8 protein-coding genes are annotated in these 13,986 nt (G+C 72.3%); 4 read left to right on the top strand and 4 right to left on the bottom strand.

Features of this window, described 5'->3' with window-relative positions:
- Positions 1–58: 58 nt before the first annotated feature.
- Complete coding sequence (metG, locus tag V1634_RS20405) at positions 59–1,861, bottom strand: methionine--tRNA ligase (protein WP_331209487.1); 1,803 nt, start codon at positions 1,859–1,861, stop codon at positions 59–61.
- 186 nt (positions 1,862–2,047) lie between these two features.
- Between metG and V1634_RS20400 the strand changes: the two genes are divergently transcribed.
- Positions 2,048–3,034 carry a hypothetical protein gene (locus V1634_RS20400; RefSeq protein WP_331209486.1) on the top strand — a complete coding sequence of 329 codons (987 nt, stop codon included), beginning with the start codon at positions 2,048–2,050 and terminating at the stop codon, positions 3,032–3,034.
- Positions 3,035–3,052: 18 nt separating this feature from the next.
- On the opposite strand, the gene rsmI is transcribed toward V1634_RS20400, so the two are convergent.
- Positions 3,053–3,913 carry a 16S rRNA (cytidine(1402)-2'-O)-methyltransferase gene (rsmI, locus tag V1634_RS20395; RefSeq protein WP_331209485.1) on the bottom strand — a complete coding sequence of 287 codons (861 nt, stop codon included), beginning with the start codon at positions 3,911–3,913 and terminating at the stop codon, positions 3,053–3,055.
- Between the two features lie 147 nt (positions 3,914–4,060).
- Here rsmI and V1634_RS20390 point away from each other — a divergent pair, with 147 nt between their 5' ends.
- Both V1634_RS20390 and V1634_RS20385 read left to right on the top strand, forming a co-directional pair.
- On the top strand, positions 4,061–5,713 hold the full coding sequence (locus V1634_RS20390; RefSeq protein WP_331209545.1) for a dolichyl-phosphate-mannose--protein mannosyltransferase: 1,653 nt from the start codon (positions 4,061–4,063) through the stop codon (positions 5,711–5,713).
- Between the two features lie 520 nt (positions 5,714–6,233).
- Positions 6,234–7,760: an outer membrane protein assembly factor BamB family protein gene (locus V1634_RS20385; RefSeq protein ID WP_331209484.1), complete on the top strand. Its 1,527-nt coding sequence runs from the start codon at positions 6,234–6,236 to the stop codon at positions 7,758–7,760.
- Positions 7,761–7,880: 120 nt separating this feature from the next.
- Here V1634_RS20385 and V1634_RS20380 read toward each other — a convergent pair whose 3' ends face one another.
- A complete protein-coding gene (locus V1634_RS20380; RefSeq protein ID WP_331209483.1) occupies positions 7,881–9,941 on the bottom strand; it encodes a carboxypeptidase regulatory-like domain-containing protein in 2,061 nt (686 codons plus the stop codon).
- A 346-nt stretch (positions 9,942–10,287) separates the two neighbouring features.
- Here V1634_RS20380 and V1634_RS20375 point away from each other — a divergent pair, with 346 nt between their 5' ends.
- Positions 10,288–11,112 (top strand): SGNH/GDSL hydrolase family protein, encoded by an 825-nt coding sequence (locus V1634_RS20375; RefSeq protein WP_331209482.1) that lies wholly within the window; start codon positions 10,288–10,290, stop codon positions 11,110–11,112.
- Positions 11,113–11,249: 137 nt separating this feature from the next.
- Here the strand turns inward: V1634_RS20375 and V1634_RS20370 are convergent, their stop codons facing one another.
- Positions 11,250–13,985, bottom strand: coding sequence for an FtsX-like permease family protein (locus V1634_RS20370; RefSeq protein WP_331209481.1), 2,736 nt, complete (start codon positions 13,983–13,985; stop codon positions 11,250–11,252).
- Position 13,986: the final 1 nt, after the last annotated feature.

Here is a 13,986-nt window from a genome sequence, read left to right as displayed (position 1 = left end):
GACACCGTCTCCGACTCGGGGGGAAGTGGGGAAGAAGAATCGTACCGGTCCGAGTGGATCAGTCGCCGAGTCGGGCGAGTTCCTCGTCCACGATCGACGGGTCGAGCTTGCGGAAGACCGGCTTCGGCGCGGCCAGCGCCCGGCCCGCCTCGACCGGCACCGACTCCCACTTCGCCCCGACCGTGTAGTCCCCGGTCAGCACCGGGTATGACGGTCCGCCGTCGAGGTCGTCGACCTCCACGATCGACGGCATCGGGGCATGCACGCCGGTGCCGCCGAGCAGCTCGTGCACCCGCTGCGCCGAGTGCGGCAGGAAGGGCGTGAGCAGCGTGTTGGCGTCGCTGACCACCTGGAGCGCGACGTGCAGGATCGTACCCATCCGGGGCTTGTCGGCCTCGCCCTTCAGCTTCCAGGGTGCCTGCTCGGAGAGGTACTTGTTCGCCTCCGCGACCACCCGCATCGCCTCGCCGATCGCCTGCTTCTGCCGGTGCTTGGCGATCAGCTCGCCGACGGTGCCGAACCCGGCCCGTGCGGTGGTGAGCAGCGCCTCGTCGGCCTCGGTCAGGCCGGCCGGGTCGATCGGCGGGATCGCGCCGAAGTTCTTCGCGGCCATCGAGATCGAGCGGTTGACCAGGTTGCCCCAGCCGGCGACCAGCTCGTCGTTGTTGCGGCGCAGGAACTCCGCCCAGGTGAAGTCGGTGTCCTGGCTCTCCGGGCCGGCGACGGCGATGAAGTAGCGCAGCGCGTCGGCGTCGTACCGGGCCAGGAAGTCGCGTACGTAGATCACGACCTGCCGGGACGAGGAGAACTTCTTCCCCTCCATGGTCAGGAACTCGCTGGAGACCACCTCGGTCGGCAGGTTGAGCCGCCCCAGGCCGCCCGGCTCGCCGCCCCGGTCACCCTCGCCGTCGTAGCCGAGCAGCAGCGCCGGCCAGATCACCGAGTGGAAGACGATGTTGTCCTTGCCCATGAAGTAGTAGCCCTGGGCATCCTTGCCCTCGGCGTCCGCCGCCCACCAGTGGCGCCACGCTTGCGGGTCGCCGGAGCGCCGGGCCCACTCGATCGACGCCGACAGGTAGCCGATCACCGCGTCGAACCAGACGTAGATCCGCTTGTCGCTCCGGTCGCGCCAGCCCTCCAGCGGGATCGGTACGCCCCATTCCAGGTCGCGGGTGATCGCCCGGGGCTGGAGGTCGTCCAGCAGGTTCTTGGAGAAGCGCAGTACGTTCGGCCGCCAGCCCTCCCGGCTGTCCAGCCACTTCCCCAGCGCCTGGGCGAAGGCCGGCAGGTCGAGGAAGAAATGCTCGGTCTCGACGAACTGCGGCGTCTCGCCGTTGATCTTCGAGCGCGGGTTGACCAGGTCGATCGGGTCGAGCTGGTTGCCGCAGTTGTCGCACTGGTCGCCCCGGGCGTGCGGGTAGCCGCAGATCGGGCAGGTGCCCTCGATGTAGCGGTCGGGCAGGGTACGGCCGGTCGACGGCGAGATCGCCCCCATGGTCACCTTGGGGACGATGTAGCCGTTGCGGTGCAGCGTCTCGAACAGCTCCTGCACCACCGCGTAGTGGTTACGGGTGGTGGTCCGGGTGAAGAGGTCGTAGGAGAGGCCGAGCCCGTGCAGGTCCTCGACGATCACCCGGTTGTAGCGGTCGGCCAGCTCGCGCGGGGTGACCCCCTCCTTGTCCGCCTGCACCTGGATCGGCGTGCCGTGCTCGTCGGTGCCGCTGATCATGAGTACGTCGTGCCCCGCCATCCGCATGTACCGGCTGAACACGTCGGAGGGGACCCCGAAGCCGGAGACGTGGCCGATGTGGCGCGGGCCGTTGGCGTACGGCCAGGCAACCGCCGCGAGAACGTGACTCATGGGAAGCAAGCCTAGTGACCACCGTCGGAGTACCGCGAACCAACGCCGTACCCGACCGCATCGACGGCTGTTTAGCCGAAAGATCACCTAACCTGCCAATATTCAGACTGATATCCGACTTTTTTCTCCTTCGACACGCGTGCCGGGCTGCCGTCACGAACCGGATCAGCGTTGTCCAATGGACGGGTGACGGGCCACGAGGGTCGCCAGCAAGCAGCGGAAACGTGCCCTTCCGAGGCCGAGCCCCAGCCGCCGGCGACGGCCGAGACCGCCCCGGCGCACGAGCCCGCGCCAGCCAGGGCCACCCCGGCGCACGAGCCCGCGCCGGCCGGACCGTTCCGGGGTGCCACGCCCGCGCTCGGTTCCGCCTGGCTCGGCGCCCCCGGCACGCTCGCCGGCCCGTCCGGGATCGAGCCGACCACCGGTGCCCCGCTCGCGATGCTGCCCCAGCGGGCTCCCCGGGCGGTGCCGACCTGGAACGGACCGACCGGCGGGCTACCGACCGTCGCAGGCGGATCGGGCCAGGAGACGGCCGAGGAGGACGACTTCTGGCTGCCGATCGAGGAGGTCCACTGGGACGGCACGCCCGTGCAGCCGACCCCCCGGACCTGGTACGGCCGGCCGAAGGACCCGGCCGCGACCGTCGCCCGGCAACGGGTGTCCCGACCGCCGAAGCGGCAGCGCAACCCGGCGCTCGGGCTCGCGGGCGTGATCCTCTGCTCGCTCGTCGCGAGCTTCTTCGCCTGGGTCAGTGCCGAACCGTTCTGGCTCGCCCTCGGCCACGGCGAACTGGGCACGGCGACGGTGGAGACCTGCACCGGCCGGGGGCTCGGGCAGCACTGCCGGGGCGAGTTCCGCGCCGACAGCGGCCTGTTGCGGGTGCACGACGTACGGCTGGTCGGGGTCGACGGGGCGCACCGGGAGTTCGGCAGCCGGCTCACCGCCCGGATGACCGGTACGGAGAGCGGGAAGGCGTACGTCGGTGCCGGCACCGGCCTGCTGCACCTGCGCTGGGTACTCGGCCTCGGGATGGTGCTGCTGTGCTGCGCGGGAGCCGGTTGGACCACCGGGGCGCTGCGGCTGCCGGGGCGGCGCAACCGGCACGCCGCCGCCCTGGTGAGCGTCGCCGGGCCGCTGCTGCTCACCGCTGGTTTCCTGGCAGCCGCCTACTGACCCCCCGACGGTCGGCGATCAGCTCGACGTCGGGGGGTGCACCGCGGAGTAGACGTCCCGCCTGCGCAGGCCGTACCCGGTGGCGACGGCGGTGATGGCGTCGCGTCGGGACGTACCCTCGGCCTCCAGGTCGGCGACCGCGGCCCGCAGGTCGGCGGCGGCCGGGACCGGCGTGGCGACCGCCGGGGCGCCCGCCACGACCAGGGTGATCTCGCCGCGCGGCTCGCCGTCGGCGGCCCAGGTCGCCAGCTCGCCGAGCGGGCGGCGCAGCACCTCCTCGTAGGTCTTGGTCAGCTCGCGGCAGAGCGCCGCCGGCCGCTCCGGGCCGAACGCGGCGGCCAGGTCGGCGAGCGCACCGGCCACCCGGTGCGGCGCCTCGAAGAAGACCAGGGTGCGCTCCTCGGCGGCGAGCGCCCGCAGTCGGGCCCGGCGCGGGCCGCCGGTGCGGGGCAGGAACCCCTCGAAGCAGAAGCGGTCGGTGGGCAGGCCGGAGAGGGCGAGCGCGGTGGTGACCGCGCTCGGGCCGGGCGCCACGGTGACCGGCACCCCCGCGTCGAGCGCGGCCCGGACCAGCCGGTAGCCGGGGTCGGAGACGCTCGGCATCCCGGCGTCGGTCACCAGCGCCACCAGCGCGCCGTCCCCGGCGGCGTCGACCAGGTCGGGGGTACGGCGTTCCTCGTTGCCCTCGAAGTACGACACGATCTTGCCGGTGATGGTCACGTCCAGGTCCCGGGCCAGCCGGGTGAGCCGGCGGGTGTCCTCGGCGGCGACGATGTCGGCCTCGCCGAGGGCCTCCCGCAGCCGCGCCGAGGCGTCGCCGGGGTTGCCGAGCGGCGCGCCAAGCAGGATCAGCCGGCCGTTACCGGGCGATTTTCCCACCAGCTGACTCCTTCATCGATAACTGTCATCGCACATAGCGAGCGTCGTGCCCCGTTTCACACCATCGCAGCCTACGATCACGGGGTGACTCTGGCGTCGACAGCGCAGACCGAGAGCCCGGGCACCGCCGGGCCGCCGCCGGCCCCGGTGGTCGAGGTGGTCGCGGCCACCCCGGCCGGAACGGCCACCACCGAGCGTCCCGAGCGTCCCGGCGGAGGGATACCGGCGATCATCAGCCGCCGGCTGGCCCCGTTCGACGCCCGGCTCGAACCGTGGTCCTGGCTGGCCACCGCCGTGGTGGTGCTGATCGCCGGCATCCTCCGCTTCGTCGGGTTGAGCAACCCCAAGGGCAAGATCTTCGACGAGATCTACTACGCCACCGACGCGCACAACCTGCTGCTGCGCGGCATCGAATGGGACGAGAAGAACAACACCGCCGCGTACGTGGTGCACCCGCCGCTCGGCAAGTGGATGATCGCGATCGGCGAGCAGATCTGGGGCTACAACGAGCTGGGCTGGCGGTTCTCCGCCGCGGCCGTCGGGACGCTCTCCGTCCTGCTGCTGATCAGGATCGCCCGCCGGATGTTCCGGTCGACGGTGCTCGGCTGCACCGCCGGGCTGCTGATGGCACTGGACGGCTTCCACCTGGTGCTCTCCCGCACCGCACTGCTCGACATCTTCCTGATGTTCTTCATTCTGGCCGCGTTCGGCGCCCTGGTCGTCGACCGGGACGTCCGGCGGAAGCGCTGGCTGCGGGCGATCGAGTCCGGCATCGACCCGAGCCAGCCGGGACGGCGCAACCGGCCGCCGTTCCGCTGGTCCGACGGGGTGCCGTGGTGGCGCCTGCTCGCCGCCGTGCTGCTCGGCTGTGCGTTCGGGGTGAAGTGGAGCGCACTGTACTTCGTACCGGTCTTCGCCCTGCTGGTCGTGCTCTGGGAGGTCGGCGCCCGGCGGTCCGCAGGGGTACGCCGACCGTGGCGGGACACCTTCGTCGACGAGGGGCTCTGGCTGCTCGGTGCCGGGGTGCTGATCGGGCTCGTCTATCTCGCCACCTGGTCCGGCTGGTTCGCCAGCGACAACGGCTACTTCCGGAACTGGCGGGCCGACACCGGCCAGTCCAGCCTGCCGGTCATCGGCAGCCTGCAGAACCTCTGGCACTACCACCAGGAGGCGCTGAAATTCCATTCCGGCCTGGACGACAAACACGTCTACCAGTCCTGGCCGTGGCAGTGGCTGCTGCTCGGCCGGCCGGTCGCGTTCCACTGGTCGGACCAGGGCACCTGCGGGGCCCCGAGCTGCGCCTCGGAGATCCTGCTGCTCGGTACCCCGATCCTGTGGTGGTCGTTCCTCCCGGCACTGGCCGCACTCGCCTGGCTGGGTCTGGCCCGGCGGGACTGGCGGGCCCCGGCGATCCTGCTGCCGGTCGCCGCCGGCCTGCTGCCGTGGTTCTGGTTCGCGCTGGAAGGCCGGACGATGTTCTTCTTCTACGTCGCGCCGGTGGTGCCGTTCATGATCCTGGCCGTCACCTACGTGCTGGGCGCGATCACGGGCCCGGCCCGATCCCCGGCCCCGGCACCGGCGGGCCCTGCGGCCGGCGGTGATCCGCCGGCCGGATCGGACGGCGACGGTGGGCACGGCGGCCGGACCAGCGACCGCCGCATGATCGGCGCGATCGTCGCCGGCACCTACGTCCTGCTGGTGGCGATCTGCTTCGCCTACTTCCACCCGATCTTCGTGGGGCAGATCCTGCCCTACGCCGAGTGGTCGACCCGGATGTGGCTCGGCAACCGCTGGATCTGACGCCTTCGCCGACAGCCGCCCGGGACGGCCGGGCGGCGCGGTTCCACCGTGGACGGCCACCGGAAGTCCATGGGAAGAGGGGTGGCAGCTCGGGAAGCTGCGCGGCCTGCGGCAAACGGCCGGACATAGGTGCGCGCCCCGATCGCCTGCCACGGGGGAAGCGGGCGATTGGGGCGCGCACCAAGGAGCTTAACCACCCTGGATCAGCGGCACAACGGGTGGTGTCAGGTCAGATTTCCGACCGACGCACCGCCGAACACAACGGGCGTATCGGGCAGAGCGCCCGGATGGGCATCAGCCCCCCGAAACGGCCGGTTCGGCGAGGGTCCGAAGCGACCGGTAGCCGCCGCCCGGCAGACCCGCCGCCGCCGTTGGGACGCCGACCACCGGCCACCGGGCTCCGCCGTTCACGGGATGGCCACTCCACCGATCATCAGGCGAACCCGGCGGAACGAGCCGACATTGAAACGGCCGAACAGCGATCCTGCCGATAGTTGCCCCGGGTAGGCACACTGTTGCGGTGACCGGACCACTGCGTTGCGGATTCACCCCCACTCCGACCCGGCTCGTCGCGGTCGGCCTGGTGGCCGTACTCGGCCTCACCTCGTGCGGCACGGGCGGCGACGACCCCGAGGCCGGCCCGAGCTGGTCGGGCAGTGCCGCACCCACTCCGGGCGGTGCGGGTGCGGCCAAACCCACCCCGTTCACCGGCTGGTCCGATCCGGCCCTGGTCGGCAAACCCTACGGCGACAAGGTCAACGGCCTGCTCACCTTCCGGGGCAACCCGAGCCGGACCTACTACGGCACCGGGCCGATGCCCCGGACCACTCCGGCCCGACGCTGGCAGTTCCCGCGCAGCGGCGGCCTCTGCGGGAAGTCGACCGACGAGAAGGGCACCCGGGTCTGGTGCGGTACAGGCTGGACCGGCCAACCCGCCGTGTTCGAGCGGGACGGGCGGACCTGGGTGGTCTTCGGGGCGTACGACCACAGGATCCATTTCCTGGACGGCGAGACCGGCGAGCGGATCCTGCCGGACTTCCCGACCGGCGACATCATCAAGGGTTCCGTCACCGTCGACCCGGACGGGTTCCCGCTGGTCTACTCGGGATCGCGGGACAACTACTACCGGGTTCTCGCGATCGACCGGGGCAGGCCGACCGAGCTGTGGAAGCTCTCGGCCCGGGCGGTCTCGCCGACGATGTGGAACGACGACTTCGACGGTGCCGGCCTGATCCTCGACGACCACCTCTTCCTGGGTGGCGAGAACAGCCAGTTCCACATCGTCAAGCTCAACCGGAGGTACGGCCCCGACGGCAAGGTCACGGTCAAGCCGAAGCTGGTGTTCAACGCCCCCGGCTGGGACGCCCAACTCCTCCGCGACGTGGACGACCGGATGGTCTCGATCGAGAACTCGGTGGCCGTCTCCGGCAACGTGGTCTATTTCGCCAACTCCGGTGGCCTGGTGCAGGGCTGGGACATCAGCGGCCTGAAGCAGGGGCGCAAGCCGAAGCGGGTGTTCCGGTTCTGGACCGGTGACGACACCGACGCCTCGATCGCGGTCGACGAGACCGGCGCGCTCTACGTCGGCTCGGAGTACGAGCGCGGCACGGCACGCTCCAAGCAGGTCGGGCAGATGATGAAGCTCGACCCCGGGCGGAGCGGCGACCCGAGCGTGTGGCACGTCGACGACCACGCGGACCGGCCGGCCGGCATCTGGGGCAGTCCCGCCCTGCACAAGGACATCGCGATCTTCGACACCCAGGGCGGTGAGGTGCTCGGCGTCGACCGGGCGACCGGGGCCGTACGGTGGCGGTTCGAACTGCCCGGCCCGACCTGGCAGTCCCCGGTGGTGGTCGACGACGTACTGGTGATCGGGGACTGCGGCGGAACGCTGCACGCGTACGACGTCGCCGACACCAGGGCCGCGCCGAAGCCACTGTGGAAGGTCAAGCTCGGCGGCTGCATCGAGTCGACCCCGGCGGTGTGGCGTGGGCGGATCTACGTCGGCACCCGGGCCGGCGCGTTCCACGCGATCGCGGCCCGCTGACCCGCACGACCTCATGTTGTGGGCGCAGATCCGGTCTGGCCCACCGGGGCCGGGCGCGGAACGTGCGGACCGGACCGGGGAGGTCCGGCCCGCACGTTACCGTCGCGGGTTGTCGCCGACTCAGCTGGTCGGGACCACCAGGTCGACGGTGAGGGTGCCGCTGGCCGGCACCTTGAACCGGGGCACCGTCCTGGTGCCGTCCGGGTTGGTCACCCGGTAGGTGCCGTTGAGGTGCTCCTCCGCCTGGAACGTCACGTCGTAGGTGAAGTACACCCGCTGCGGCCCGGTCACCCGCATCCGGAAGTGCCCGCCTGACATCCAGACGCTTCCGGCGACGTCACCGGTCTCCGCGTTGCGGGCGATCACGTATCCGCTCTCGAAGGGCACCCCGTCGGCGTTGGTGAAGCTGCCGGCCACCTCGCTGCCGGCGGCCACCGCCACGTCGTTGGTGACGCTGCCGCCGGCCGTGACCCTGACCGGGGTCGCGGTGTACCGGCTGGGCGCGCCACCGCCGGACCATTGACTCGCGTACCCGTACGCGTGCACGACCACCGGCCACTCGTACGGCCCGAGCCGTGCCAGGGTGTAGCGCCCGTCGGCGTCCGGGTGCGCGTCGCCCACTCCGACGCCGGGGTGCGCGGTCAGCACCGAGACGAAGGCGTCTTTGATCGGCGCACCGGTGGCCGCGTCGGTGATCCGGCCGGTGACGGTGCCGGCCCGATCCAGTTTGATCTGCGGCGCGGTCACCGTCTGACCGACCGTCGCCGTCACCACAGCCGCCTGCCGTTCGTCACCGGTGCCGCCGTCCGGTCCGACCCACTGCCGGCCGTACGTCGAGCCGCGCGGGTTGACGAAGAGCCGGTGCTCACCGCCGTTCAGCCGTCCGACCCGGATCCGCCCGGCGCTGTCGCTGCAGTTGCCGTAGCCGTCCTGGAGCGCCGCCTGCCTCGGCCGGAACGCGGCGACACAGACGCCGGAGACCGGCCGTCCGGTCGCCCGGTCGACCACCGTGGTGGTGATGACGGCTGCCGGGCGCAGCTTGACGGTCCGCTCGGTGGTCTGCCCGACGCCGACCCGCACGCCGAGGAGATCCTTGTTGTGGTAGCTGCCGTCCTCGGTGTAGAGGTTGAGGTCGTGCGCCCCCTTCGGCAGGTCGTGCAGGGTGACCGAGCCGCTGCCGCACTGCGACTGCACGCAGAAGCGGCCGACCGGCGCGCCGGTGACCGCGTCCACCGCGGTGATCCGGATCGAACCGGTCCCGAGTTGCTTCTCGGTGATCCGGGTCGGCTCGCCGCCGCGGATCACCACCGGGTTCGCGTCCGCCGCCGAGAGCCGGCCCCGGTAGTACTGCGTCTGCTCACCGACGGTGAAGCTCACCTGGTACGTCCCGGCGAGCAGCGCCGGCACCCGGAACTCGCCGTCGTCGTCGGTGTACCCGGCATCGCCCGCGTAGTGGCCGTTGGGGGTCTGCAACGCGACGTGCACGTCGGACATCGGCTCGCCGGCCTGGCTGGTGAACCTTCCGGAGAGGCTGCCGGCGGGCAGCAGCGTGTCGTTAGCGACGATCTCGGCGTCCGCGACGACCTCGAACCGGGTGGCGTCCGTGGGGTCCAGCTTTCCGGGGACGTACTGCTCCTGGTAGGTGCCCGGGATGGGTTGGAACGAGACGACGTACGTGCCGGGCAGCGCGCTGATCCGGTAGCGCCCGTCGGCGTCGGTCAGCCCGCCGGACCACTCGCCACTGTCGTCGTCGCGGACGCTGACGTAGACGTCGGCCGCGGGTTCGCCGGTCGCCGTGCTCAGCTCTCCGCTGACGATGCCGCTGGGGAACAGCCGCTCGTCGGCCGTGCTGGTGGCGCCGGCCGTGACGACGACCGGGTCGGCGTCCCAGATATCCGACTTCTGCCGGTAGTACTGCCGGGGTCCGCTGTTCGGCACGAATTCGACCAGGTACGACCCGGCGGCGACACCCTCGAAGGTGTACCGGCCGTCCTCCCCGGTGGTGGTCCCGTTGATGAAGTCGAAGCCGTCGGCCTCGTAGAGGCCGATCCAGGCACCCACGGCACCGGCGCCGGCACTCGTGGTCAGCCGGCCGCTGATGGCGCCGGTCGCGGCACTGCCGGCCGGCGCGGCCACCGCCGGTGGTGGTGACGCGGCGAGCACGGTCGCCGCGAGGGCCACACCGGACAGTGTGGCGCGGCGCAAGAGCGAAATGCGCATTTCGGTCCTAAATCTGCAGGCGGAGCGTCCAGAAGGGCGTTCCACCCACCGGCCCCCGCCCCGCCCGGCAACCGGCATCCGGAGGGTAGATGATCGCGAATGGCTCGCACCTCGTCCTTTCAGTCGAGACGGGACACTCGGCCCGGCAGGACAGACCGGGACGCTCCGGTGCCGCCGGTTCGAGGACGGTCGCGAACAATCCCGACATCCGGAGGCGCACGAGGAAAGAAACCTGCACAGCCACTTCCGCACCACGCAGGTATCTGCCAACCTGACATCTACATTCGCCTATGTCAGGAGGCCAACCATGTCGCTGTCTCGTCGTCTGGTCCCCCTGCTAGCCGCCGTCACCGTCGCACTCGTCACCACGCTCACCGTCGGGCTGGCCGCCGTACCCGCACAGGCGGCGGCGACCACCTACACCGCACTCGGCGACTCGTACGCCTCCGGCACCGGCACCCGGGAGTACTACCCGGACAGCGGATCCTGCCAGCGCTCCCGACACTCCTACCCGACGCTCGACGCCGCCCGGCTCGGTGCCACGCTCAGCTTCCCGGCCTGCGCCGGAGCCACCACCTCCAGCGTGCTCAGCGGGCAGCTCGGCAGCCTCAACCCGGCCACCAGCTACGTCACGGTGCAGGCCGGCGGCAACGACATCGGCTGGTCGTCGGTGATCGTGCAGTGCGCGCTGCCCTGGCCCACCACCTGCTGGTCGCAGATCGACAGCGCGGAGAACACCATCCGGAACACGCTGCCGGGCCGGCTCGACCAGCTCTACTCCCGGATCCGCAGCCTGGCCCCGAACGCCCGGGTCGCGGTGGTCGGCTATCCCCGCCTCTTCAACGGCGAGGAGTGCAACATCATCGCCCGGATCTCCCCCGGTGAGCAGGCCGAACTCAACGCCGCGGCGGACCTGCTCGCCACCACCATCGCCGCCCGGGCCGCCGCGCACGGGTTCGCCTTCGTCGACGCCCGGGGCCCGTTCACCGGGCACGCGGTCTGCGACGACGTCGAATGGTTGAACGGCACCTCCAACCCGATCGGAGAGTCGTACCACCCGAACCGGGCCGGACACGTCGGATACGCCGGCATCGTCGAGACCGCCCTCCGGGCCGCCGCGCGCAGGTCCTGACGGTCCGCCAGGTTGGCGTCGGCCGGTCGCCGCGAGGTGGCCCCGCTCAGTCGGTCGGCACCACCGGGCCGACCGGCGCGGCCGCCACCTCGCCGGTGACGCCGCCGCCCGTGACCGCCACCCGGGCGGGCCGGCGGCTATCCCCCACCGGCCCGCAGGACCTCGCCCAGCCGCCAGCGACGCCGCAACGCGAACTCGATCCGGATCACCGAAACGACCGCCACCAGCAACGCGGCGGCGAACAGGCCGAGCTGCCACCACGGCAGCGCCAGGGCCGGATCGGTGATCTGCCCGGTCAGCCGCCGCAGTGCGAGCGGACCGAGCAGCTGACTCGCGAGCAGCACACCGAGCAGCGGCCCGCCCACGGCGGCGACGACGACCGGCGGCAGCAGCTCCCCCGCGGCGACCCAGCGGGCGTCCGCCGGCCGCAGTCCGAGCGTCCGCAGCCGGGTCAGCGTCTGCCACCGCTCCGGCGCGCTCGCCGCCGAGCCGAGGGCGAGCCCGAGCAGCCCCAGGGCCAGCAGGATCGCGGCCGAGATCCAGCCCAGCCGCAGCAGGCCCAGCGAGAGCGGCTCGTTCCGGCGTTGCGCCAGTACCTCCTCGCGGATCGCGGTGTCACCCGCGCCGGCGTTGTCGCTGACCGCCCGAGCCGCCCCGGGACCGGCCGCCCACACCGTGTTCGGCACAACCGGAACACCGGCGGCGGCGACGGCGGCGGCATCCACCACGACCACGTCGTCGGCGTCGCCGACGGTCGGCGCGGTGCCGACCGCCGCGAGCGGTATGCCCGGACCTTCCCGACGGCGGAGTTCCAGCCTCATCCCGGGCCGCAGTCCGCCGTCCGCGGAACGCACCAGCGCCGGGACGGGGCCGGGACCGGGCACGGCGAGCCGGTCGAGTTCCGGCCCGTCCGGCAGCGGCGTCGTGGCCAGGAGCCGCCGGAACGCGGCAGCGTCGACGATGACCAGACGTGGTGCGACCAGTACCGAATCGGCGGTGATCCGGTCGCCGTCAGCCACCTCCGCGACGACCACCTGGCGGACCCCGGGCGCGGCGACGATCCGCTGGGCGACCGCTCCCGTGGCGGCGGCGTCCGCCGAGACGACGTCGAGTCGGGCGTCGGCGCCGACCGTACGCCACGCACCGGCGGCGAGGCCCTGGACAACGGTGGCCTGCAACGTGACCGTGAACGACGCCAGCGCGACGGCGGTCACCAGAAGCAGCGGCGGAAGTACCCGGGCCGAGGTCGCGGCCGCCCGGGCGGCGCCGAACACCGCGAGCGGGCGGCGGGACCGCAGCGAGCGCCGCAGCGCGAAACGGGTGCCGACCGGCAGCAGCCGGAGCAGGACGAGCGCACCGGCGAGCGCACCGAGTGCGGGCGCACTCGCCGGCAGTGCCAGGCCACTGTCCCGGCCCGCGTCCGGACCGGTCGGCGCGCCGGCCGGCACCGCCGGAAGGATTCCGCGCTGGCGAAGTGCGACGAAAGCGGCCACCGCGGCGACCACGAGCCCGACCTCCAGGGTGGCCCGGCGAAGTTCACCGGTGCGGCGGACCCAGCGGCGTGCCGCCCGGTTGGCCAGGACGCGCCGCCCCCGGGTGGCCCGGGCGGCGGCGAGGGTGCCGAGCACCGGACCGGCAGCGACGGCGGCGAGGACCACCGGAGCCGCCGCACCCAGGGAGACCCCCGGGGCTACGGCAGCGGCCAGCCCGAGCCCGACCGCGGTGGCCACCAGTGTCAGCACGGTGGACTCGACCAGCAGTTCCGTGGCGAGATCCGGCAGGGCGACGCCGCGCTGCCGGGCGGCGGACAACGCCGGGACGCGGCGCCGGACCAGCAGGTCGGCGGCGAGCAGCAGCACCAGTACCGTGACGGTCAGCACCCCGATGAGCAGCACCGACGCCTGCGCGGTGGCGGCGGCGATCCGTGTCCGGACGTCCCGTAACACGACGTCGAGCCGGGTCTCCCAGCGCAGCGTGCCGCCGTAGAGGCTGGACGAACCGGAGGAGGTCTTCAGGGCGACCACGGTCGCGGCGACCCGCGCGGCGGAATCCTGGCCGAGCGCCTCGGGTTCCGGCCCGAACCAGACGACCCGGTCCAGTTCGTCGTCTTCGAACGCGAGCCGGGCGTCCGGCAGGGAATCGGCGGAGAGCAGCCCGGCGAGCCGGGTGCTGCCCACGCCGTCCACGCCGGGCACGGGACGCAGCAGCCATGGCGCGAGCCGCCAGGCCGGATCATCCGGATCCGTCGCCTCGAAAATGCCGCTGACCTGGACGTGCTTCTTCCTGTTCTGCTGGTCCACCAGTGGGATGCGGTCTCCGGGGCCGACGCCGAGCGCTTCGGCGTCCGCCTTCGACAGGCCGACCTGCACCGGCCAGGGCGGCCCACCGTACGGGACCTCGATCCGACTGTCCCGCTCCGGAACGGCCGGCCGGGGCGCCCCGCCCGCGATCCAGGTGACGCCCGGCCCGCCGCCGGTCGAGGCATCGCCGGCGAGATAGCTGAGCCGGAAGGTGCGTTGCACGCTTCCGTCGGTGATCTTCAGGGTACCGCTGGTGACGGTGCTGATGGGTGGCCGCAGCATCGCCGCCAACTCGGGACCGAGTTCGTCCTCGGCCATCCCGGCCACGTCGTCGACGATCTCGGCGAGGTACGGGTCCCGTACCCGCCCGCCGTGTGGCCCGGCGTCCGGCTCCCAACCGGTGTGTACCCGGACTGCGGCGTCGTCGCCGGCCTGACGTACCGCGTCCTGGACGGCGACGTCGGCGGTGGCCCGGATCAGCGGCGGCACGGCGGCGGCGAACAGCACGACGGAGACGACGACGACCGCGATCAGCAGCAGCGGCCCGGCGTCGAACCGCGGGCGGCTGCGCACC

The sequence above is a fragment of the Plantactinospora veratri genome, from assembly GCF_036421995.1.
GTDB lineage: Bacteria > Actinomycetota > Actinomycetes > Mycobacteriales > Micromonosporaceae > Plantactinospora > Plantactinospora veratri.
This window is presented reverse-complemented; position numbering and strand designations above follow the sequence as displayed.

Bases quoted from the DNA above. Each gene is read 5' to 3' on its own strand.
- metG (WP_331209487.1), bottom strand. From the start codon at position 1,861: ATGAGTCACGTTCTCGCGGCGGTTGCCTGGCCGTACGCCAACGGCCCG.
- V1634_RS20375 (WP_331209482.1), top strand. From the start codon at position 10,288: ATGTCGCTGTCTCGTCGTCTGGTCCCCCTGCTAGCCGCCGTCACCGTC.